Raw genomic sequence first — 21,369 nt, 5'->3', positions numbered from 1 at the left:
GTGTTTCTGACTCAGGTAGGACTTGATGAGCCGCGACGAAAATAACGCAACGCTTCCACTCATTCGCAATTTTTCCATCATTGCCCACATTGACCACGGCAAGTCGACGCTTTCCGACCGCATCATCCAGATCTGCGGTGGTTTGACGGAGCGCGAGACGAAGGAGCAGGTGCTCGACTCGATGGATCTCGAGCGTGAGCGAGGCATCACCATCAAGGCTCAGTCCGTGACGCTGGACTACAAGGCCGAGGATGGTCAGGTCTATCAGCTCAACTTCATCGATACGCCGGGCCACGTCGACTTTTCCTACGAAGTGTCGCGCTCGCTTTATGCCTGCGAGGGCGCGTTGTTGGTGGTCGATGCGGCGCAAGGCGTCGAAGCGCAATCGGTGGCCAATTGCTACACGGCGGTGGAGCAAGGGCTCGAAGTCTTGCCGGTCCTCAACAAGATCGATCTGCCCCAGGCCGATCCTGACCGCGTGGCCCACGAGGTGGAAGAAATCATCGGTATCGATGCCACCGATGCCTGCCAGGTCTCTGCGAAGAGTGGCCTGGGCATGGAAGCCTTGCTCGAGCGTCTGGTGCGTGACGTGCCACCGCCCAAAGGAGACCCCGAGGCGCCGTTGCAGGCGTTGATCGTCGATTCGTGGTTCGACAACTATCTGGGCGTGATTTCCCTGGTGCGCCTCTTCGACGGCACGATCAAGAAGGGGGACAAGATCCGCATGAAGTCCACCGAGCGGGCCTGGGAGGTCAGCGAAGTCGGTATCTTCACGCCCAAGCGCAAGCAAACCGGCGTCCTGCGTGCCGGTGAAGTCGGTTTCGTCGTGGCAGGCATCAAGGACATCCACGGCGCGCCGGTAGGGGACACCATCGTGCATGCCAAAGGGGGTGACGACGTCGCGCGCCTGCCCGGGTTCCAGAAGGTCAAGCCCCAAGTCTATGCGGGCATGTTTCCCGTCAGCTCCGACGATTACGAAGACTTCCGCGATGCGTTGGAGAAGCTGGCCCTCAACGATGCGTCGTTGGGCTACGAGCCGGAGAATTCCGATGCATTAGGCTTCGGTTTCCGCGTCGGCTTCCTCGGCACCTTGCACATGGAGATCATCCAGGAACGTCTCGAGCGTGAGTACGACCTGGACCTCTTGACCACGGCGCCGACGGTCATCTACGAGCTGGTCATGAAGGACGGTGAGATACGTTACGTGTCCAATCCGTCCAAATTGCCGGACATGGCCGACATCGAAGAGATGCGTGAGCCCATCGTGCGTGCCAGCATTCTGGTACCGCAGGAATACGTCGGCAATGTCATCACCGAGTGCGAGCAGCGTCGTGGGACACAGCTCGACATGCTGTTCCTGGGCAGTCAGATTCAGCTCACCTACGAATTGCCGATGAGCGAAGTGGTGATGGACTTCTTCGACCGCTTGAAGTCGATCTCCAAAGGCTATGCGTCACTCGAATACAACTTCGAGCGTTTCGAAGCCGCCAATCTCGTGCGTCTCGACGTATTGATCAACGGTGACCGCGTCGACGCGCTCGCCACCATCGTGCACCGCGATCATGCCCATCCGCGTGGGCGCGCGTTGGTGGAAAAGATGAAAGAGCTGATTCCGCGACAAATGTTCGATGTCGCTATCCAGGCGACGTTGGGCGGTCAGGTCGTATCGCGCTCGACCGTCAAGGCATTGCGCAAGAACGTGACTGCCAAGTGTTACGGCGGCGACGTGACCCGCAAGCGGAAGTTGCTCGAAAAGCAAAAGGCAGGCAAAAAGCGCATGAAGCAGGTAGGTAAAGTGGAAATTCCCCAGGATGCCTTCCTCGCCGTCCTCAAGATGAATGATTAGGAATCAAAGCCATGGATTTTACGTTGTTGCTGGTGTTGGCCGTCGCCATCACCGGCGTTGTCTGGCTGGTTGATATCGTATGGTGGCGGCGAGCCCGCCGCGCTCGTCTGGAAAAAGCCGAATCGCAAGTCGACGGTGGGCTGGACACCGCCACGCGGGACAAGTTGGGCAAGGAACCCTGGGCGGTGGATTATGCGCGTTCCTTCTTCCCCGTGCTGCTGATCGTGTTGGTGCTGCGGAGTTTCGTGGTCGAGCCATTTCAGATTCCCTCCGGCTCGATGCGTCCGACACTCAAGGTCGGAGATTTCATCCTGGTCAACAAGTTCACCTACGGGCTGCGGCTACCCGTCATCAACACCGAGGTCGTCGATTTCGGCGAACCCGAGCGTGGCGATGTCATGGTATTCCGCTTCCCTGATGATCCCTCAGTCGATTTCATCAAGCGTGTTATCGGCTTGCCGGGGGACCGCATTCGCTATGAAGACAAGCAGCTTTACGTCAACGATGAGCCGGTCGGCAAATCGGTGATGGACGACGACATCAAGGCAGCGCCTGGCGAGCAACAGTTCGAGGAGCAATTGGATGGCGTGGCGCACGCCATTTATAACAATCCCGACGATCCCGGTCCGCAAATGCCCGAGGTCGTGGTGCCGGACGGCCATTATTTCATGATGGGCGACAACCGGGATCATTCCAACGATAGCCGCTACTGGGGCTTCGTACCGGAAGAAAATATCGTGGGCAAGGCATTCGCGGTGTGGATGCACTGGGATAGCGGCTTGCCGAGTTTCTCTAGTGTCAGAGTCATCGAATGAACCATACTCTTGAATGACTCATACTGGGGGAGAGCCATGCTCTCCGCCGCTTCACCCAGAACAGATGAAAAAGGCAGTGTCGTGAGTAGCCCTTTGCACACCCTCAGTAAACGAATCGGTTACCAGTTTCGTGATACCGCGCGGCTTGAGTTGGCGGTGACCCATCGTAGCTATGGAGGTAAGAATAACGAGCGCCTGGAATTTTTGGGTGACTCCATCGTCAACTTCGTGATCGGCGAAGCGCTTTTCCAGCGCTTTCCCCAAGCGCGAGAAGGTCAGTTGTCGCGTTTGCGCGCGCGCTTGGTGAAAGGGCAGACCCTGGCCGAGCTGGCGCGCGAGTTCGAGTTGGGCGAATGCCTGCGACTCGGCTCCGGCGAGATGAAAAGCGGTGGTTACCGGCGTGACTCGATTCTCGCCGATGGCGTAGAAGCGCTGATCGGTGCCATCTATCTCGATGCGGGCATGGACGTCGCCAAGGCGCGGGTGCTGTCATGGTACGCAACGCGCCTGGAAGCGCTCGATCTACAGGACAACCAGAAAGACCCCAAGACGCGCCTGCAGGAATTTTTGCAATCTCGGCAATCGGCGTTACCGCGCTATGAAGTGGTCTCGGTCGAAGGCGAAGCGCACGCGCAGGTCTTTACCATCGAGTGTCATGTAGAGATGCTTGAGGATCATATGCTGGGCGTCGGCTCCAGCCGTCGCCACGCCGAACAGCAAGCCGCCGAAAAGGCGCTGGAAATACTCGAACCTTCCCAGAGCAGACACGCATGACGCAACACTGTGGTTTCGTGGCCATCGTTGGCCGCCCCAATGTCGGTAAATCGACACTGATGAACCGGATTCTCGGGCAGAAGGTCTCGATCACCTCGCGGCGTCCGCAAACGACGCGTCACCAGGTGATGGGCATCAAGACCGAGGAAGACACCCAGTTCATCTACGTCGACACACCGGGTATGCACATTCAGTCGCGGGATCGTAACAAGGCGATCAACCGCTTCATGAATCAGGCAGCCACGCACGCCCTGCGTGATATCGACTGCGTGATCTTCATCGTCGACCGCACCAAGTGGACCGAGGAAGACGACGTGGTGCTCGAGAAGCTCAGCAACGTGCCGGCACCGGTGATTCTAGCCGTCAACAAGGTCGACTGGCTCGAGGACAAGAGCAGTCTGCTGCCGTGGCTGGATAGCATCAGCAAGAAGCGCGAGTTCGCGGCCGTAGTGCCTCTCTCGGCCAAGAACGGCACCAACGTGCCTGAGCTTGAAGCCGAAGTCGCCCAGCGCTTGCCGGAAAGCGTGCATTACTTCTCCGAGGATCAGGTCACTAACAAGAGTCAGCGTTTCCTGGCTGCCGAGTTGGTGCGCGAGAAGGTCATGCGCCAGCTCGGCGACGAACTGCCGTATCAGATGACCGTCGAGATCGAGGAATTCAAGGATGATGGCAAGACGTTGCACATCAGTGCCTTGATTCTGGTCGAGCGCCAGGGGCAGAAGAAGATTCTGATCGGCGATCAGGGCGAGCGGATCAAGAACATCGGCCGCGAGGCCCGTCTGGAAATGGAACGGGCTTTCGATGCCAAGGTGATGCTCAACCTGTGGGTGAAGGTCAAGCGAGGGTGGTCCGACGATGATCGCGCCCTGAAGAGCTTGGGTTACGATCTCGACTGATGGCGCTTGCCAAGGCGCATGGATGCCGCGATGACGCCTGAACCGGCCTTTTTACTGCACAAACGTCCCTACCGTGAGACCAGCGCCATCGTCGAATTGCTGACGCTCACACAGGGGCGAGTGCGTGCCGTAGCCCAAGGCGTGCAACGTGGTGGCAGCAAGGCGCGCGGGATTCTGCAGCCATATTCCCCCTTGCACGTCACCTGGAGCGGGAATGGCGAGCTCAAGCGTTTGCGACTGCTCGAAAGCCAGGGCAGTACGGCCCTGCTGGCCGGCGAAGGGTTACTGTGCGGGTTTTACGCCAACGAGCTCATGACGCGGGTATTGCCGCTGGAGTATCCGGTGGGCGAGGTGTTTTCGCATTACGCGCTGACGCTCGAAGCCTTGCCATCGCCGGCCAAGCGAGCGGGAGCGTTGAGACGCCTGGAAATTACCCTCCTGGAGAGCCTCGACATGGCACCGCGTTTCGTCGATGAGCACGATGCCCCGCTGGACGCCTATACGCATTATCTGTATCACGCCGAGCGTCATTGCTTTCGCGCCGTCGCCCCCGGACAGGGAGGCATCGACGGTCGCAGCCTCAAGTGGTTGGCGCGGGGTGACTGGGAGGCGCCAGGCCTGGCAGGTGTTGCCAAGCATGTCACGCGTTCGGCATTGGCGCCCTTATTGGGCGAGCGCCCCTTGCGCTCGCGAGAGTTGATGCGGCGACTGGCCGAGCGTCGACGCACCTCCTGACGACCATTTCATCCTCTTATTATTCCAACTTCTTATTGAAAGGACATCGCCATGCATCCGCCACGTATCCTATTGGGCGTCAATATTGATCATATCGCCACGCTGCGTCAGGCGCGGGGGACACGCTATCCGGATCCCGTGCAGGCCGCCATGCTGGCCGAAGAAGCCGGCGCTGATGGCATTACCCTGCATCTGCGTGAGGATCGCCGCCATATTCAGGAGCGCGACGTGCGCGTGCTTGCCGAAACGCTGGCCACGCGCATGAACCTGGAAATGGCTGTGACCGAGGAGATGATCACCTTTGCCGAGGCGTTACGTCCCGCCAACGTTTGCCTGGTGCCCGAGCAGCGCGAAGAACTCACCACCGAAGGCGGGCTCGATGTCGTGGGCGCTTGCGAGCGCGTGGGTGAGGCCTGCCGGCGTCTGGCCGCGGTGAACTGCGAGGTGTCGTTGTTCATCGATCCTGAGCCCGCTCAGATCCAGGCCGCGTTCGAGCTGGGCGCGCCGACCGTCGAGCTGCATACCGGGGCATATGCCGAGGCCAGTGGCGAAGCACAGCGTATCGAGTACCAGCGCCTGGTGGCGGCGGCCGAGATGGCGTTCGAGCTGGGGCTGACGGTCAACGCCGGTCACGGACTGCATTACCACAACGTCGAGGCGATTGCCGCGATCCCCGGCATTCACGAATTGAATATCGGGCATGCCATTATCGCGCGAGCGCTGTTCGTGGGCCTCAAAGAGGCCGTGGCGGACATGAAGCGCCTCGCTATTGCCGGGCAGGAAGCCGGGGTCATGGCACAGCTCGATGCCCACGAGCACGGTCATGAGCATGAGGACGACCACGATCATGACGATAACGGCGAGTGTGGCGGCGATTGATCCTGCGTTCCTCAGGCCTCGGTCTGCCAGTTCTGGGCCTGCCACTCGCGTAGCCGCGTGATTGCGGTCTGAAGCGTAGCGTAGAGTCCCTGGCAGGCTTCGAGCCCCTGGGCCTTGAGGCGGGTTTCCAGCGTCTCCGCCAACAAGGCCAATTGTGGCACGCCGCAGTAGCGACAGGCGCCATTGAGGCGGTGGATCTGCTCATGGAAAGCCTCAGCGTCCTGGGCAACCCAAGCGGTGTGAATCGACTGTTCGGATTCATCCAAATGCTCGAAAAGCAGGGTGAGCATGTCGTGTGCCAGTGCTTCGCGCCCTCCGGCCATGCGCATGCCAAGCTGCATGTCGACCACCGGTAATTCGTCTCCAGCGGTCTCGTCCTGGACTTCTTGCGTCGGTGCCTGGTCGGGTGATGGCGAGGGCAGCGCCTTGGGGCGAGAGTCGTAAGTGGAATGGACGGCCTCGCCCAGGTAGCGCTTGAGCAGGGTATCCAGCGCCGACTCGCGGATCGGCTTGATCAAACAATCGCTCATGCCATCGCGTAGCAACTGCTGGCGTTCCTCTTCGAGAGCGTGCGCAGTTAGCGCCACGATGGGACGCCGCTGCCAGTCGTCATCAAGCGCGCGGAGCGCTTTCATGGTGTCCACGCCGTTCATGCCGGGCATCTGGATGTCCATCAATACCAGTGATATGGACTCCCCATGCGCCATAGCCAGCGCTTCCTCGCCGCTGCCCGCGAGTAGCGGCGTCAAGCCGCGGTCCTGCAACAGCTCCTTGACCAGCAAGCGGTTGGAAGGCGTGTCATCGACCACCAGCACCTTGCCGGCCGGCGTGGATGATGACGCCTCCACCGTGGCGCGCGCCGTCTCGCCTTCGCTCGTCAGCAAGGCGTTGATGGCATTACCCAGCCCGCGTCGCGAGACCGGCTTGGTGGTGATGTCGCCGCCGTGGGGAAGCGTCAGGTCGGGAAGCTCGAAGGGATCGGCATTAACCAGCAGTAGTCCCGGGCATGCGCAATGATCCAACACCTCATGCCAGGCAGTGAGTTCTCTGGGGCGCAGGTCGTCCTGGGTCAGCCCCAGCACCAATAGATCGATCTCTGGCGGTGAGTTCGTGCAGGCGTCCCGCGAGGGCAGCGACACGACGCGGGCATCCCAGCGCTCGAGCAGATGCGTGAAGGCTCGCCGACTCGCGGAGTGGGCTTCGAACAAGCCGACGCGATAGCCACCCAGGTTCAATTCGGGAAGGCGCTCGCGCTGTTGCGTGGCGATCAGCGTCAACGAAAACGTGAAGGTCGTGCCTTCGCCGCTTTCGCTTTCCACGTCGATCTCACCGCCCATCTGCTCCACCAAGCGCTTGCTGATCATCAGCCCCAACCCGGTGCCGCCGTATTTGCGCGAGCGGCTGGCATCGCCTTGGCTGAAGGCCTGAAAAAGTCGCTCACGACTCGCCAGGTCGAGGCCGATCCCGGTGTCACGGACGCTGATGCGCAGCTTGGTGCTGGTGGCATTGAGGTCATCGAGCATGACACGGACGATGATCTCGCCGCGCTCGGTAAACTTGACGGCGTTGTTGACCAGGTTGGTGAGCACCTGCTTGATGCGCAATGGATCGCCGAGCAGTTGGTCGGGCACATCATCGTAGACCAGGCCCAGCAGGTGCAGGCTCTTGCGCTGCGCGTTGGGAGCCTGTAGGCCAAGCACTTCGTCGACCAAGGCCACCATGTCCACCGGCACGGTTTCCAGCTCGAGCTTACCGGCCTCGATCTTGGAGAAATCCAGCACATCGCTGATCAGCGAAAGCAGGTTATCCGAGGCGGTTTGTACCTGTTCGAGCCATTCGCGCTGGCGACTGTCCAGGGCGCTGCGTCCGAGAAGTTGGCAAAACCCGATTATGCCGTTGAGTGGCGTGCGAATTTCATGGCTTATGTTGGCTAGAAACTGGGACTTGATGCGGTTGGCTTCCAACGCGCGGCGGTGGGCCATGTCGAGTTCGATGTTCTTGACCTCGATGGTTTCCATCGACTCGCGCAGGTCGAAGGTCGTCTGGTCGATTTGTGCCTGGGTATCCTCGCGCAGGCGCATCATGTGATCGCCCAGGGCATTGATCTGGTGCCCCAGTGTGGTCAGTTCACGCGCGCCACGAGGCGAAAGACGGGCGCTGTAATCGCCGCCGTTGAGGCGTTCGAGCAGGTCGACCTGCTGTTGCAACGGCCTGGTCAGACGGCGGCTCAGCGGGTAGGCAAGCAGGAACAGCAGCAGGCCTAGCACCAATCCGGCCATGCCGTGGCCGGCTAGCTGGCGATAAAAGGCTAGCGTCAGCGCCGTAGTACCCAGATCGACATCGAGCCAGTAAGCCGTGGTCGCATCCGCCGCATCCTGGTCCGTGTTGACCGTGCCCAAGGGTTGCAGCCAGCGCCAGCGTTGCGCGTGCTCCTGCAATGTACTCTGGGCCGGCATCGGATGGTCGGGGGCGTGCTGCGTTTCGCCGAGGCTGAGCACGGCCTCGCCATCGCCGTCGCGAATGCTGACGGCGTCGACCTCATCGATATCCAGCAGGCGTTGGGCTAGCTGGCGAAGATGTTCGTCACGCGCTTCATCGAGTGCCAGCGTGAAGGCCGGCGCCAGCGTCGTGGTGACATCGGCGATGCGTGTGATGAGCGCCTCACGCGCCTCCTGCCGTTCGGCATAGATGTCATACGTCCCATAGGCGATTCCCACGCTCAGTGGCAAACCCAGCAATAAAAGCAGCAAGCGCAGCCTTAGTGACATTCCGACCGCTCCCTTCGTGTTCCCCATCGGCAGTATGCCACACTCAGCGGGTTCGCCTGTCGCCGACGGGCCGTCCCGGATATAATTGGACGCATCGAATAACCGACGAATGCGTTCCGAAGCGACGCGTATCGCAAAGGATGAACCATGCAATTTCCCACTCTCGCGGATGTGGTTGGCCACACGCCGTTGGTCCGTTTGACCCGGCTGCACGCAGGGCGTAACAACACGTTATTGGCCAAGCTCGAGGGCAACAACCCGGCAGGCTCGGTCAAGGACCGTCCGGCACTCTCGATGCTCGGAGAAGCCGAGGCGCGCGGTGAGATCAGTCCCGGCGACACCTTGATCGAGGCGACCTCGGGCAACACCGGCATCGCGCTTGCCATGGCGGCGACGATCAAGGGGTATCGCATGACCTTGATCATGCCCGAGAGCGCTTCCAGCGAGCGCAAGCAGGCGATGGCCGCTTATGGCGCGACGTTGATCGAGGTCAGCAAGGACGCGGGCATGGAAGGTGCACGCGACCTGGCTGACGAGATGATCGCACGTGGCGAGGGTAAGCCGCTCAACCAGTTCGCCAATACCGATAATCCCTTGTCGCATTACCGCACCACCGGGCCGGAGCTCTGGGAGCAGACCGGTGGGGAAATCACCCATTTCGTCAGCTCGATGGGCACCACCGGCACCATCATGGGTGTCTCGCAGTATCTCAAGGAACGCCGCGACGACATTCAGATTGTCGGCCTGCAACCCGCCGATGGCGCCAGTATCGCCGGCATTCGACGCTGGCCGCATGAGTACTTGCCGCGCATTTTCGATGCCTCGCGGGTCGACGTCACGTTGGATATCGGCCAGCAGGAAGCCGAGGAGCATATGCGGTTGCTCGCCCGCGAAGAAGGCATTCTGGCGGGGGTCTCCTCCGGCGGCGCGCTGGCGGGAGCGTTGCGGATCGCCGAGCAGGTGGAAAACGCGGTGATCGTGTTCATCGTCTGCGATCGTGGCGACCGTTACCTGTCCACCGGCCTTTTCGCCCCGGAGCGCTAAGATGGCGATGCTGGGCAAACGGCGCCCACCGCGCGCCGCCACGGGTCGAGTGCGTCGGGAAAGCGGGGCACATGCGCCACCCCGTGGCGAGGCGGCAGATACGTTGACCATCGAGCGCTTGGCGCATGATGGGCGCGGCGTGGCACGCGACCCGCATGGCAAGACGGTGTTCGTCGATCAGGCGCTCCCCGGCGAGCGTGTGCGCATCGCTGTGCATCGTCAGCGCAAGCGCTTCGACGAGGCGCATGTCGTCGAGTGTCTCGAACCTTCCCCACAGCGGGTGACACCGCCTTGCATGTATTACGGGCGTTGCGGCGGTTGTGACTTGCAGCACTTGGCACTCGAGGAGCAGCGCACCCATAAGCAGCGTACGCTCGAAGAATTGTTCACGCGTCAGGGGCTCGACCTCCCCGCGATGCAACGCTTGGTCGGCGAGGGGCTGGGCTATCGGCGTCGTGCGCGCCTGGGCGTCAAATGCGATGCCGAGGGAACGCCGCATCTCGGGTTTCGCGCCCGGGGCAGTGAACACTTGGTCGACATCGATCACTGCATGGTGCTCGAGCCCATACTGGCGGACTTGATCGCCCCGCTGCGCGAATGCCTGACCACGCTGGAGGCGCCGCGACGCGTCGGTCACATCGAACTGCTCGCCACGGCCGAAGGCGCCTGTGTGGTGATACGTCAGTTGCGCGATGTCCCCGGGGACGAAACCCGCTGGCAACGTTTCGCCGCCGAACGCGACATCATGCTGATCTGGCAGGTGGGGCGCGAGTCGCCCACGCGGCGCTGGCTGCATGCGCCGTTTGGCGAGACGCTGCACGTCACGCTGGCATTGGACGATACCACCCTGCAACTGGGGTGTGCGCCGGGCGATTTCCTGCAGATCAACGCCGAGGTCAATGCCCAGTTGGTGCGTACGGCGCTACGCTGGCTTGCACCACGAGGGCACGAGCGGGTGCTCGATCTGTTCGCCGGTGTGGGCAACTTCACCCTGGCGCTATCGCCCCATGTGGCCGCGATCAGCGGCATCGAAGGCAGTCCGGCGATGGTCGAGCGCCTTGCCGACAACGCGCGTGGCGCCGGTTTGCACCATGTCGAGGCACATCAGGCCGATCTAGCCACACGCATGCCCGATGTCGACGATGTCGATTGGGTCGTGCTCGATCCGCCGCGTGGCGGTGCCGAGGCGCTGTGTCGGGGGCTTGTCGAGCATCCGGTGGAAAAAGTGCTGTATATCTCGTGCGATCCCGCCGCGCTGGCGCGGGATACGGCACATCTTGTGCAAGGTGGCTACCGCATCGAACGTGCCGCGGTCGTCGATATGTTCCCGCACACCGCGCATTTGGAGTCCATGCTGTTACTGACCCGCGCGTCATCGCGCGGTCGGTCCATGTCCGCAGAAAGGGAAGATCATGGTCAAGGTCCGTGAAGACCAACCGTTGACGCCGGGCGGCGAGGTCGATATCGCATTGTGGTTGAAGCGCCTCCAGGATGATGTCGTGCTGCGCGATACCGAGGAGATGCGCCAGGCCTGCGAACTTGCTCGGCATCTGGCCTATAACGCCGAGAAACCTCACCACAACTGGGCCGAACCGGCCTCTAGCTTCCGCACCGGTCTGGAAATGGCCGATATTCTCGGCGAACTTAAGCTCGATCAGTCGATTCTCGAGGCGGCGGTACTGTACCGCGTGGTACGCGAGGGGTTGATCACGCTGGAGGCCATCGAGAAGCGCTTCGGCGCGGAAGTGGCTTCGCTGATCGACGGCGTGTTGCACATGGCAGCGATCAGCCAACTGCAGGCGCCGCGTCAGGGGTTATCGCAGCACAATCAGCAGGAAAACCTGCGCAAGATGCTGGTGGCGATGGTCGACGACGTACGCGTGGCCTTGATCAAGATTGCCGAACGTACCTGTGCGCTGCGCATGGTGCGCGACGCGCCGCGCGACAAGCGTCTGCGGGTGGCGCGCGAGGTCTTCGATATCTACGCGCCGCTGGCACACCGCCTGGGTATCGGGCAGCTCAAGTGGGAGCTCGAGGACCTGTCGTTCCGCTATCTGCAAGAGAGCGACTATAAGGCCATCGCCAAGCAGCTGGCCGAGAAACGCCTCGACCGCGACCGCTATATCCATGACGTGGTGGAAACCATCAAGGGACTGCTCGATCAGCAAGGCATCAAGCAATACGATGTCGACGGCCGTGCCAAGCATATCTACTCGATCTGGCGCAAAATGCAGCGCAAGCACATCGACTTCTCGCAGGTCTACGACGTGCGCGCGGTGCGCATTCTGGTGCCGGAAGTCGCCGACTGCTACACCGCGCTGGGCATCGTGCATTCGAGCTGGCATCACGTGCCGCATGAATTCGACGATTACATCGCCAACCCCAAGCGCAATGGCTACCAATCGCTGCACACGGCGGTGATCGGCCCCGAGAACAAGGTGCTGGAGATCCAGATCCGTACCTTCTCCATGCATGAGGAGGCCGAGCTCGGTGTCTGTGCCCACTGGCGTTACAAGGGGCACGATGTCGACTCGAAAAGCCGTAGCTACGAGGAGAAGATCGCCTGGCTGCGCCAGGTGCTCGAATGGCAGGAGGAAGTCGGCGAGCTGGGCGACCTGCGCGAGGGCCTTTCCAGCGACGTGGCGCCGGATCGTATCTACGTCTTCACCCCGGATGGCCATGTCATCGACATGCCCAAGATCGCCACGCCCATCGACTTCGCCTACCGCGTGCATACCGAGGTTGGTCATCTGTGTCGGGGCGCCAAGGTCGATGGCCGCATCGTACCGTTGACGTATCAGCTCGAGACCGGGCAGCAGGTCGAGATTCTCACCGCCACCAAGGGCGGGCCGAGCCGCGACTGGCTCAATCCCAACCTGGGTTTCGTCAAGACCTCGCGGGCGCGGGCCAAGATCCAGGCATGGTTCAAGTACCAGGCGCGCAGTCAGAACATCGAGGAAGGTCGCACCCTGTTCGAGAAGGCGTTTCGGCGCTTGGACATCGAGGGCGTAGATTTCGACGCCTTGGCGCAAGCCGTCAATTACCAGACGGTCGACGACATGTATGCCGCTATCGGCGGCGGTGACCTGCGCATCGGACAGGTGTTGCACCAGGCGCAGCAACTTTTCGGCGATACCGACGATCAGGAGCAGCTCGATCGCCTGTTGGCCAAGCCCGGTCGCTCGTCCAAAGCGGCGGTGGACGACATCACCGTGCTGGGCGTCGGTAATCTCAAGACCTCGATGGCCAATTGCTGCCACCCGGTACCCGGCGATCAGATCGTCGGCTATATCACCCAAGGGCGTGGTGTGACCATCCATCGCCAGGATTGCCCCAATATCCTGCAATTACGTGCCGAGGAGCCGCGCCGCATCGTCGATGTCGAGTGGGGCAATGCCAGCGCTCAGTACCCGGTGGATATCGAGATCGAAGCCTGGGACCGTTCGGGATTGCTGCGCGATGTCACGCATATTCTCACCAGTGATCGCATCAATGTGCTGTCGGTCAATACGCTGACCGATAAGCACGATAACCTGGCGCGTATGAAGATCACCCTGGAAGTCGATGGCCTCGAGGCCTTGGAGCGCATCTTTTCGCGAATTCAGCAGCTCCCCAACGTCATCGACGTCAAGCGGCTGCGCAGTGGAGGAGGCAAGACGGCATGAGTGAGGCATCCGCGCGTTACGGGCTCGACGATCTTTTGAGGTTGATGGCGGTGTTGCGGGACAGCGAGCAAGGTTGTCCCTGGGACGTCAAGCAGGACTGGGATAGCATCGTCCCTCACACTCTGGAAGAGGCCTACGAGGTGGCCGATGCCATCGAGCGGCGTGCCTTCGACGAGCTGCCCGGCGAGTTGGGCGACCTGCTCTTCCAGGTGGTGTATTACAGCCAGTTCGCGCGAGAAGAAGGGCGCTTCGATTTTCACGATGTCGTCGATGTGCTGACCGCCAAGATGGTGGCGCGCCATCCGCATGTTTTCCCCGAGGGAACGCTCGAATCGCGGCGTCCGGTCGGTGTGTCGGCCGATGAAGTGGAGACGGCTGGCGTCAAGACGCGTTGGGAAGCGCTCAAGGCACAGGAGCGCGAGACGCGTCAGGCGGTGTCGGTGCTCGATGACGTGCCGCGAACGCTGCCCGCCTTGTCGCGTGGCGCTAAGCTTTCCAAGCGTGCCGCGCGGATCGGCTTCGACTGGCCCGACGCTCAAGGCGTGTACGACAAGATCCGCGAGGAATTGGCAGAGGTCGAGGAAGCCGCGGATCATCAAGATGCCGATCATGTACGCGAGGAAATCGGCGACCTGCTGTTCGCCGTCACCAACCTGGCAAGGCGCTTCGATGTCGATCCCGAGCGCGCGCTGCGCGAAGCCAATGGCAAGTTCGAGCGCCGCTTTCGTCATGTCGAAAGTGCGCTGGCGGAGCGGGGCGATTCCCTCGAGGCCTCCTCCCTCGACGAAATGGAGCGTCACTGGCAAGCCGCCAAGCGCCGCGAAACCTCTGTGTGCTGAGAGAGAACATCCGTTGTGGGTGTCGGCGTGCCCGGGTAATGTAGTCAAGACAACAACTTGCCATGTCGGTCACTGCGGTGACCGGCACATCCACCACGGAGGGCATCATGAGTCACGACTTGCATGAATCGCTGCGCGACAACGTCCGCATCCTCGGCGATAGCCTAGGGCGCACCATCGCCGATGACCTGGGCGATGGCTTCGTCGATAAGATCGAGACCATTCGCAGCCTGGCCAAGCAAGGGCGCCAGGAAGACAGCGAAGGCCGCCGTGAATTGATCGAATATCTGCGCGCGCTGCCCGAGCAAGATTTGCTGCCGGTGACGCGTGCCTTCAACCAGTTTCTCAATTTCTCCAATATCGCCGAGCAGCATTACCGCGCGCGTTTTCGTCGTGTCGAAGACTACAAGCCCGGCACCCAGCCCGATCTCGGCGAGCTGTTCGGGCGCATTCGAAGCGCCGGGCATGCGCCGCGCAAGCTGGTCGAAACACTGGCCGCCATGCGCGTAGAACTGGTGCTGACTGCGCATCCCACCGAGGTCATCCGGCGCACTCTCATCCGCAAGTACGACGCCATAGACGAGTGCCTGAGCACCATGGAAGGCGCTACCGAACGTGAGGAAATCGCCGACCGCGCCCGCGGGCGGCTCGAGGAATTGATCGGCCAAGCCTGGCACACCGACGAGATTCGCCACGAACGGCCGACCCCGGTGGACGAAGCCAAATGGGGCTTCGCGGTGATCGAGAATTCACTGTGGCAGGCGGTGCCCGATTTCCACCGCGAGCTCGACGATCTCTTGTTGGCCTCCGCCGGTGAACGCTTACCGCTGGACGCCGCGCCGTTGCGTTTCGCATCGTGGATGGGCGGCGACCGCGACGGCAATCCCAACGTCACCGGGCGGGTCACCGAGGAGGTCCTGCTGCTGGGCCGCTGGATGGCCGCCGATCTCTACGCGCGTGACCTGTTGCGTCTCAAGTCGGAACTCTCGATGTGGAAGGCCAACGGCGCGTTGCGTGCCGAGGTTGGCAGTGACCCCGAGCCGTATCGCGCCTTGCTCAAGCGTTTGTTGGCACGGGTAGAGGCGACGCGCGATTGGGCCAAGGCGCGTCTCGACGGGCGCCCCTTCGACACCGATATCCCGATCATCGAAACGCGCGATCAGCTCTATGCGCCGCTGTTGTCCTGCTATCGCTCGTTGTGCGACATGGGCCTGGATACCATCGCCAATGGTAGCCTGCTGGATACCCTGCGGCGCGTGGCGGTGTTCGGTGTCTCGCTGACCAAACTGGATATCCGCCAGGAATCCAGCCGTCATGCCCAGGTCTTCGACGAGCTCAGTGAATGCCTGGGCCTGGGCCGTTACCGCGAGTGGGATGAAGAGCAGCGACAGGCGTTCCTGCTCGAAGAACTGGAATCGCCACGTCCGTTGATCCCCCGGCGCTGGGACTGCTCGGCGGAAACCCGCGAGGTCATTGACACCTTCCGGGTCATCGCCCGCGAACACCGCGAGGCGCTGGGTACTTATGTCATCTCCATGGCGGGGCAGCCGTCCGATGTGCTGGCGGTAGCGCTGTTGATGAAGGAAGTCGGTGGCGACATGCATCTCCCTATCGCGCCGCTGTTCGAGACCCTCGACGACCTCAATCGCGCTGGTGATGTCATCGCGCGATTGTTGTCGTTGCCCGGTTATCGACGCATGGCCGGCGATGGCCAGGAAGTCATGATCGGCTATTCGGACTCGGCCAAGGACGCCGGCCAGTTGGCTGCTGCCTGGGCACAGTACCGCGCCCAGGAGCAATTGGTCGGCATCTGCCGCGAGCACGGCGTCGCGTTGACGCTATTCCATGGGCGTGGCGGTACCGTGGGGCGTGGCGGCGGTCCGGCGCATGCGGCGATTCTCTCGCAGCCGCCGGGCTCGGTGAATGGCAGCCTGCGTGTCACCGAGCAGGGTGAAATGATCCGCTTCAAGTTCGGTCAGCCGGATATCGCCCTGCGTTCCATGGAAATCTATGCCTGTGCGGTGCTCGAAGCCACGCTGCTGCCGCCGCCCGATCCCGAACCGGTGTGGCGCGAGGAAATGGACCGGCTGTCCGATATCGCGCATCGTGCCTATGTCGGCGTGGTGCGCGAGGATCCCGATTTCGTGCCGTATTTCCGCTCGGTGACGCCGGAAAGTGCGCTCGGCCGTCTGCCGCTGGGGTCGCGTCCCGCGAAGCGTCGCCAGGAGGGCGGCGTAGAATCGTTGCGCGCGATTCCCTGGATCTTTGCCTGGACCCAGACCCGGCTGATGCTGCCGGCCTGGCTGGGCAGTGGCGAAGCCTTCGCCACGCGTCTCGCCGAACCAGACGGCCGCGAGCGCTTGCGCGACATGCGCGCACGTTGGCCGTTCTTCGGCACCTATCTGGATATGCTCGAGATGCTGCTGGCCAAGGCCGACCCCGACATTGCCGCCTATTATGAGCGCCGCCTGGTCGACGAGCCGGCGCTGCAAGCCTTGGGCAAATCGCTGCGCCAGCGCTTGTCACATCTGGAAACGGCGCTGCTGGATATCCTCGATCAAGATGAACTGCTCGAGCACACGCCGTTGATTCGCCAAGCCATCGAGGTCCGAAACCCCTATATCGATCCCTTGCATGGCCTACAGGCGGAACTCTTGCAGCGTAACCGTGATGCCGACGGCGCGATCAGCCCCGAGCTGTCACGGGCGCTGATGGTGACCATGGCGGGGATTGCCGCCGGACTGCGCAATACCGGCTAATCACGCTTGGCGGGCGTGAGCAGCGCCCGGGTCAGCATTCCGCCGACGAGGCCCCAGAACGCGGCGCCGACACCTAGTAGCGTCACCCCCGAGGCGGTGATGAGAAAGGTGACCAGCGCCGCATCGCGCTGGGTTGCGTCGTACAGGGCGTTATGCAGGCTACCGCCGATGGTGGTCAATAGCGCCAGCCCCGCGATGGCCAATACCAAAGGGCCGGGCAGGGCGGCAAACAACGTGCCGATGGAGCCGCCGAAGACGCCCGCTAGCAAGTAGAACGCCCCCGCGCAAGCGGCGGCCATGTAGCGCCGTCCAGGGTCGGGATGCGCCTCGGGTCCCATGCAGATGGCGGCGGTGATCGCCGCCAGGCAGATCGAGAAGCCGCCCAGTGGCGCCAATATCAGCGTCGCCAACCCGGTGCAGGCGATCAGCGGCGACAGCGGTGGCGTATAACCGGCCGCTCGCAGGGTCGCCACGCCTGGCGCGTTCTGAGACGCCATGCTGACCACGAACAGCGGAATGCCCACGCCGATCAGCGATGACAGCGTGAAGCTCGGCGCGATGGGTTCGGGCATGTCGATGGCCAGCGTGACACGTGTCGTGTCGATGCCGCCTTGCAGCCCGGCGACGGCCAACCCCGCCAGGAGGACACCGAGCACCGCGTAGCGGGGGCAATAGCGTCGCCCTAGCAGATAAGCGATGCACATGGCGCCCACCAGGGTGAGATTATCCTCGAGGGAAGCGAAGGCTTCTAGCCCGAAGCGCAGCAACACCCCGCCTAGCATGGCAGCGGCAAGGGCGTGCGGAATGCGCTCCATGAGCCGCGCGAAGATCCCCGTGACTCCGCATATCACCATCAGCGCGCCCGAGAACAGGAATACGCCAATGGCCTCGGCAAGTGTGTAGTCACCCAGACTCGTCGCTAGTAACGCCGCGCCGGGGGTCGACCAGGCAGTCAGCACTGGCACGCGATAGTAAAGCGACAACCCCAGCGAAGTGACGCCCATGCCCAGCCCCAGGGTGCTTAGCCAGCCGCCGATCTGCGCGGGACTGGCGCCAGCGGCCTCGGCGGCCTGAAAGACGATCACCGCTGAACTGGCGTAGCTCACCAGCACGGCCACGAACCCCGCCACGATAGCCGAGACGGAAAGATCGCGTAGGAAAAAAGGCTGACGCATGGTGGCTCCTTGCCCAGGCGGTCGGCTGATTTTGGCGTGTTGTGCGTTATAACGCACGATAGCAGCGCCGACGTTGACGTACAATTAATCTGCAGTGCATTGATCCACGGTGTAGTCATTTCAGGGAAGGTCATTGGAGAGCAGGGATATGCAGGAACCGACACCGCACATTGCCGCGACACTCAAGACGCTGCGCGCCGCGCAAGGCTGGAGCCTGGATCGGGCATCTCGCGCCACGGGGGTCAGCAAGGCGATGCTGGGGCAGATCGAACGTGGTGAGTCGAGCCCCACCGTGGCGACGTTATGGAAAATCTCAGGTGGATTCCGAGTGTCGTTCTCGCTGTTCTTCGAACAGGCTTCGGTTGAGGGTGGCCCCCCGAACAACGCCGCCACGGCGGTACTGGAAGACGCCGCTGCCGGCATGACGGTGACCCCGCTCTTCGCCTTCGACCCGGCCCTGCGCTTCGAGATGTTCTTGATCGAGCTGGCACCGGGCGCGTGTAGCGAGTCATCGCCCCACGAGCGTGGCGTGGTCGAGCACGTCGTGGTACTCGAAGGCGTGCTGGATTTGGGCCTCGATGGGACGTGGGACACGCTCGGCACTGGCGAGGCACGCCGTTTTGCCGCCGACCGCGAGCATGGCTATCGCAACCCTGGCGATCATGCGGTGCGCTTTCACGACATCATTCATTACCCGCAGGTTTAGCCTCGGGCCGGTATTTCTCCAGCAGCGCCCAGAGGATGGCGGCGCTGTGCGCATCCGGATAGCCGTCATGGCGTGTGGGGCGGAAGTGCATCTGAAAGGCGCGCAAGGTATCTCGCGTTAGCGCGTCGAAGCGGCCGGTGACACGGACGGGATAGCCGTACACCGCCAGTGCGCGCTGCCATTGGATGAGCGAGGGCGGCGATGTCATGAAGCGCCTCTGGTAGGCCATGACGCGCTCCGTCTCCGGCCAGGCTCCGATGCCCGCGCGATACAGGCGATACCAAGGGAAGCGCGGGCCGGGGTCGATCTTGCGCTGTGGGGCAATATCGGCGTGTCCCACGACATCCACCGGGTCGATATCGTGGCGCTCGATTATATCGCGCGCCAGGGCAATGAGCGTGTCGATCTGTCGCGCGGGGTAGGGTGTCCAGGTACGTCCACGGGGCGTGTCGCGTGGCCCTCGGTTGACGATCTCGATGCCGATGGAAGTGTCATTGAGGTTTGAACGCGAACCCCAGGCGCTAGCACCGGCATGCCAGGCGCGTCGCGATTCATCGACTAGTTGATAAATTCTCGGCGTCGCCTCGCGTGTCACTAAATAGTGTGAGCTCACGCGTGGCCCGGTCAACGTGCGTAGCGAACGCTGTGCATCGCTGTCGGTGTAATGCAGCACTAAATGGCGCACGCGGCTGCTCTGGGCGCTGGACTGATAACGGTGATCGACTCGATAGCCGTCTCGTGACTCCAACATCGGCGTACCACTGCACGCCGTCAGCGCGAGCAAGCAGACAACGATAAGCCAGGTCATCGGTAGGCAGGGCATCGGTAGGCAGGGCAGGGGGAGCCGCCATCGCGCTTGGGACGAATGTAAGCGTGGCGTTGGCATGGCGGCGTCTCCGGCGTTGACGTTACAAGGCGGCATACCAGTGGACGATCAGTATGCCCAGGGTGAGCGTCAACGAGAAGCTCAGCATGGTGCCCAGCAGGACGTATTCGGTGAGCTTGCGGTCGCGGTCCTCGCGCAGATCGCCGAAGCGCAATACCGACTTAGCGGCCAGCAGGAAGCCGATGGGCACAAGCTGGTCGGCCAGCACGAAGGTCAGTACCAGAAACCGCTCGAGCATGCCGATACGCGCGCCCGCGTCGGCGAGCGTACCGCTGTTGTCCACGCCATGGCTCCAACGACGCATGATCAGGGCGATGAGAATCGAGAATGGCCGCATGACGATTAGATACGCCAAGGCCACCAGCAGGGTCCGAGGATGCAATAGCCACGCGACAGCGTGGCCGAGCCAAGCGCCGTCACCGACCAACCATGCCCATACGATGACGAGCACGGCGACATGCAGGGCCTGGTCGGCGACGAAGTAACGCACGTGCTCGGCCGGGGCGTGGCTCTTGAAAGCATCGATGACGAGATGTGTGACGGCGATGAAAACCGCCCCCAGCAAAGCGATGGCAAGGGGTTGAGAGTAGATGAATACCAGCCAGGCCAACGCGCCATGCACGCCGGCGTGCAAGTAAAGGGCACGGGAACGCTGGCGACGAGCGTTCTTGTCGCGAACCCAAGCAGCGCTCTGGAGCAGAAAGTCACCGGCCAGGTGCGCGATCAGCAACATCAATAGCGTGGTCAAGGGAGAACCGATCATCGTGGAGCCTCCATGATGGCCGTGATGCGCTGACTGACATGCGTGAGATATTCCTCGATCAGCGGCCAACGCGCGGCGTGCAAACGTTGATGGATAGTCGACTGCGCACGTCCGAGGCGTTTGGCCAAGGCCTGTTGGGTTTCGGCATGCTGCAGTCGCCAGTACATCACTTCGGCGGCGTTATGGGTCCAGCCCTGGATGATGGCATCGGCGAAACGCGTCAATAGGGCCAAGGCGTCATTAGGCTCGGGCAATGACAGTGCAAAGCGCGTATCGCCCCCGCTCAAGGCATCCAAGGCTTGGCCAGAGCGCACGTAAACCTCGCCATTGGCCGAGGCGAAACGCTCCGTTTCGGGTAAGTGCCCCAGGCCGACGGCCACTGCGATGCGTGCGTCCCAGGTCTCGCGTCGAGAAGGGGAGTGCCGTATTAACGCAGCACGGGCCAGTACGGCGGCCGTCATGGCTTGCGCGGGCGAGCGCAAGGCGACTTGAAAGCCATCGCCTCGGTAGCGGTCCACGCGTGCTCCGTATTGCGATTCGAGGAGCCCTAATGTGCTCTCGAGCGCTTGATCGAGCCGCGTGTGGTCATTGATGCGGCGTGACCCGACAATGTCGCCGGTCAGTACGCCGAGGGGAGTTTCACTCATGCTTTATCGCCTTTTAATACGATACATGGCAATAATAGTATAATAAATCGATAAGTCTAGCTGATCGCAAAATAACCGGATTATGGAGCTAGGCGTAATATCTTTTGGCTGTAATTATATACAGTATTTTAGGCATGCCAACCCCGCAAGTACCAACGTGTCGGTAGAACGA

At 62.0% G+C, this 21,369-nt stretch carries 17 protein-coding genes; 12 read left to right on the top strand and 5 right to left on the bottom strand.

Translation table 11 applies throughout. The features are described 5' to 3' along the window. Positions 1 to 25 precede the first annotated feature (25 nt). From lepA to pdxJ, 6 genes are all read left to right on the top strand, one after another. A complete protein-coding gene (lepA, locus tag LUN51_RS08810) occupies positions 26 to 1,846 on the top strand; it encodes a translation elongation factor 4 (RefSeq protein WP_097023283.1) in 1,821 nt (606 codons plus the stop codon). 11 nt (positions 1,847 to 1,857) lie between these two features. Continuing rightward, a complete protein-coding gene (gene lepB, locus LUN51_RS08805) occupies positions 1,858 to 2,661 on the top strand; it encodes a signal peptidase I (RefSeq protein ID WP_277810970.1) in 804 nt (267 codons plus the stop codon). 81 nt (positions 2,662 to 2,742) lie between these two features. Beyond that, positions 2,743 to 3,435 carry a ribonuclease III gene (rnc, locus tag LUN51_RS08800; protein WP_277810969.1) on the top strand — a complete coding sequence of 231 codons (693 nt, stop codon included), beginning with the start codon at positions 2,743 to 2,745 and terminating at the stop codon, positions 3,433 to 3,435. Further along, positions 3,432 to 4,331, top strand: coding sequence for a GTPase Era (gene era, locus LUN51_RS08795; protein WP_277810968.1), 900 nt, complete (start codon positions 3,432 to 3,434; stop codon positions 4,329 to 4,331). Before rnc ends, era begins: the two co-directional genes overlap by 4 nt. 30 nt (positions 4,332 to 4,361) lie before the next feature. Beyond that, positions 4,362 to 5,066 carry a DNA repair protein RecO gene (recO, locus tag LUN51_RS08790; protein WP_277810967.1) on the top strand — a complete coding sequence of 235 codons (705 nt, stop codon included), beginning with the start codon at positions 4,362 to 4,364 and terminating at the stop codon, positions 5,064 to 5,066. A gap of 51 nt (positions 5,067 to 5,117) precedes the next feature. Beyond that, positions 5,118 to 5,945 (top strand): pyridoxine 5'-phosphate synthase, encoded by an 828-nt coding sequence (gene pdxJ / locus LUN51_RS08785; protein WP_277810966.1) that lies wholly within the window; start codon positions 5,118 to 5,120, stop codon positions 5,943 to 5,945. 11 nt (positions 5,946 to 5,956) lie between these two features. Here pdxJ and LUN51_RS08780 read toward each other — a convergent pair whose 3' ends face one another. Continuing rightward, positions 5,957 to 8,713 (bottom strand): ATP-binding protein, encoded by a 2,757-nt coding sequence (locus LUN51_RS08780; protein ID WP_277810965.1) that lies wholly within the window; start codon positions 8,711 to 8,713, stop codon positions 5,957 to 5,959. Positions 8,714 to 8,860: 147 nt separating this feature from the next. Here LUN51_RS08780 and cysM point away from each other — a divergent pair, with 147 nt between their 5' ends. The 5 genes from cysM (at position 8,861) to ppc (ending at position 17,020) form a co-directional block, all read left to right on the top strand. Then, on the top strand, positions 8,861 to 9,757 hold the full coding sequence (gene cysM / locus LUN51_RS08775; protein WP_277810964.1) for a cysteine synthase CysM: 897 nt from the start codon (positions 8,861 to 8,863) through the stop codon (positions 9,755 to 9,757). 1 nt (position 9,758) lies between these two features. Further along, complete coding sequence (gene rlmD / locus LUN51_RS08770) at positions 9,759 to 11,186, top strand: 23S rRNA (uracil(1939)-C(5))-methyltransferase RlmD (RefSeq protein WP_277810963.1); 1,428 nt, start codon at positions 9,759 to 9,761, stop codon at positions 11,184 to 11,186. Further along, positions 11,170 to 13,422, top strand: coding sequence for a GTP diphosphokinase (gene relA, locus LUN51_RS08765; protein ID WP_277810962.1), 2,253 nt, complete (start codon positions 11,170 to 11,172; stop codon positions 13,420 to 13,422). Before rlmD ends, relA begins: the two co-directional genes overlap by 17 nt. Further along, positions 13,419 to 14,261, top strand: coding sequence for a nucleoside triphosphate pyrophosphohydrolase (mazG, locus tag LUN51_RS08760; protein WP_247620015.1), 843 nt, complete (start codon positions 13,419 to 13,421; stop codon positions 14,259 to 14,261). The genes relA and mazG overlap by 4 nt, the downstream gene beginning before the upstream one ends. A gap of 107 nt (positions 14,262 to 14,368) precedes the next feature. Further along, positions 14,369 to 17,020, top strand: coding sequence for a phosphoenolpyruvate carboxylase (gene ppc, locus LUN51_RS08755; RefSeq protein ID WP_277810961.1), 2,652 nt, complete (start codon positions 14,369 to 14,371; stop codon positions 17,018 to 17,020). On the opposite strand, the gene LUN51_RS08750 is transcribed toward ppc, so the two are convergent. Next, positions 17,017 to 18,195 (bottom strand): benzoate/H(+) symporter BenE family transporter, encoded by a 1,179-nt coding sequence (locus tag LUN51_RS08750; protein ID WP_277810960.1) that lies wholly within the window; start codon positions 18,193 to 18,195, stop codon positions 17,017 to 17,019. The two genes, ppc and LUN51_RS08750, sit on opposite strands and share 4 nt — an antisense overlap. Before the next feature lie 148 nt (positions 18,196 to 18,343). On the opposite strand from LUN51_RS08750, the gene LUN51_RS08745 reads away from it, so the two are divergent. Next, on the top strand, positions 18,344 to 18,901 hold the full coding sequence (locus tag LUN51_RS08745; RefSeq protein WP_246921070.1) for a helix-turn-helix domain-containing protein: 558 nt from the start codon (positions 18,344 to 18,346) through the stop codon (positions 18,899 to 18,901). On the opposite strand, the gene LUN51_RS08740 is transcribed toward LUN51_RS08745, so the two are convergent. From LUN51_RS08740 to LUN51_RS08730, 3 genes are read right to left on the bottom strand one after another with little or no spacing between them, the layout of a single operon-like run. Then, entirely contained in the window at positions 18,879 to 19,787 is a 909-nt protein-coding gene (locus LUN51_RS08740; protein ID WP_277810959.1) for an N-acetylmuramoyl-L-alanine amidase, read from the bottom strand. The genes LUN51_RS08745 and LUN51_RS08740 overlap by 23 nt on opposite strands. Before the next feature lie 22 nt (positions 19,788 to 19,809). Further along, positions 19,810 to 20,550 (bottom strand): DUF3307 domain-containing protein, encoded by a 741-nt coding sequence (locus LUN51_RS08735; RefSeq protein WP_277810958.1) that lies wholly within the window; start codon positions 20,548 to 20,550, stop codon positions 19,810 to 19,812. After that, the gene (locus LUN51_RS08730; protein WP_277810957.1) at positions 20,547 to 21,197 is read right to left on the bottom strand and encodes a hypothetical protein; all 651 of its coding nucleotides are present in this window, start codon (positions 21,195 to 21,197) and stop codon (positions 20,547 to 20,549) included. The genes LUN51_RS08735 and LUN51_RS08730 overlap by 4 nt, the downstream gene beginning before the upstream one ends. Between the last annotated feature and the right edge of the window lie 172 nt (positions 21,198 to 21,369).

Origin of the sequence: Chromohalobacter canadensis (assembly GCF_029544075.1) — a bacterium.
GTDB classification, from domain to species: Bacteria; Pseudomonadota; Gammaproteobacteria; order Pseudomonadales; family Halomonadaceae; genus Chromohalobacter; species Chromohalobacter canadensis_A.
Note: the sequence above shows the minus strand (reverse complement) of the source record. Positions and strands in the feature narration are given on the sequence as shown.

What these genes read in the sequence shown, in the direction of transcription:
- cysM (WP_277810964.1), top strand. Translation starts at nt 8,861, where the DNA reads ATGCAATTTCCCACTCTCGCGGATGTGGTTGGCCACACGCCGTTGGTC.
- LUN51_RS08745 (WP_246921070.1), top strand. Translation starts at nt 18,344, where the DNA reads ATGCAGGAACCGACACCGCACATTGCCGCGACACTCAAGACGCTGCGC.
- era (WP_277810968.1), top strand. Translation starts at nt 3,432, where the DNA reads ATGACGCAACACTGTGGTTTCGTGGCCATCGTTGGCCGCCCCAATGTC.
- LUN51_RS08750 (WP_277810960.1), bottom strand. Translation starts at nt 18,195, where the DNA reads ATGCGTCAGCCTTTTTTCCTACGCGATCTTTCCGTCTCGGCTATCGTG.
- mazG (WP_247620015.1), top strand. Translation starts at nt 13,419, where the DNA reads ATGAGTGAGGCATCCGCGCGTTACGGGCTCGACGATCTTTTGAGGTTG.
- LUN51_RS08780 (WP_277810965.1), bottom strand. Translation starts at nt 8,713, where the DNA reads ATGTCACTAAGGCTGCGCTTGCTGCTTTTATTGCTGGGTTTGCCACTG.
- lepA (WP_097023283.1), top strand. Translation starts at nt 26, where the DNA reads ATGAGCCGCGACGAAAATAACGCAACGCTTCCACTCATTCGCAATTTT.
- relA (WP_277810962.1), top strand. Translation starts at nt 11,170, where the DNA reads ATGGTCAAGGTCCGTGAAGACCAACCGTTGACGCCGGGCGGCGAGGTC.
- rlmD (WP_277810963.1), top strand. Translation starts at nt 9,759, where the DNA reads ATGGCGATGCTGGGCAAACGGCGCCCACCGCGCGCCGCCACGGGTCGA.
- ppc (WP_277810961.1), top strand. Translation starts at nt 14,369, where the DNA reads ATGAGTCACGACTTGCATGAATCGCTGCGCGACAACGTCCGCATCCTC.
- pdxJ (WP_277810966.1), top strand. Translation starts at nt 5,118, where the DNA reads ATGCATCCGCCACGTATCCTATTGGGCGTCAATATTGATCATATCGCC.
- LUN51_RS08730 (WP_277810957.1), bottom strand. Translation starts at nt 21,197, where the DNA reads ATGAGTGAAACTCCCCTCGGCGTACTGACCGGCGACATTGTCGGGTCA.
- LUN51_RS08740 (WP_277810959.1), bottom strand. Translation starts at nt 19,787, where the DNA reads ATGCCAACGCCACGCTTACATTCGTCCCAAGCGCGATGGCGGCTCCCC.
- LUN51_RS08735 (WP_277810958.1), bottom strand. Translation starts at nt 20,550, where the DNA reads ATGATCGGTTCTCCCTTGACCACGCTATTGATGTTGCTGATCGCGCAC.
- recO (WP_277810967.1), top strand. Translation starts at nt 4,362, where the DNA reads ATGACGCCTGAACCGGCCTTTTTACTGCACAAACGTCCCTACCGTGAG.
- lepB (WP_277810970.1), top strand. Translation starts at nt 1,858, where the DNA reads ATGGATTTTACGTTGTTGCTGGTGTTGGCCGTCGCCATCACCGGCGTT.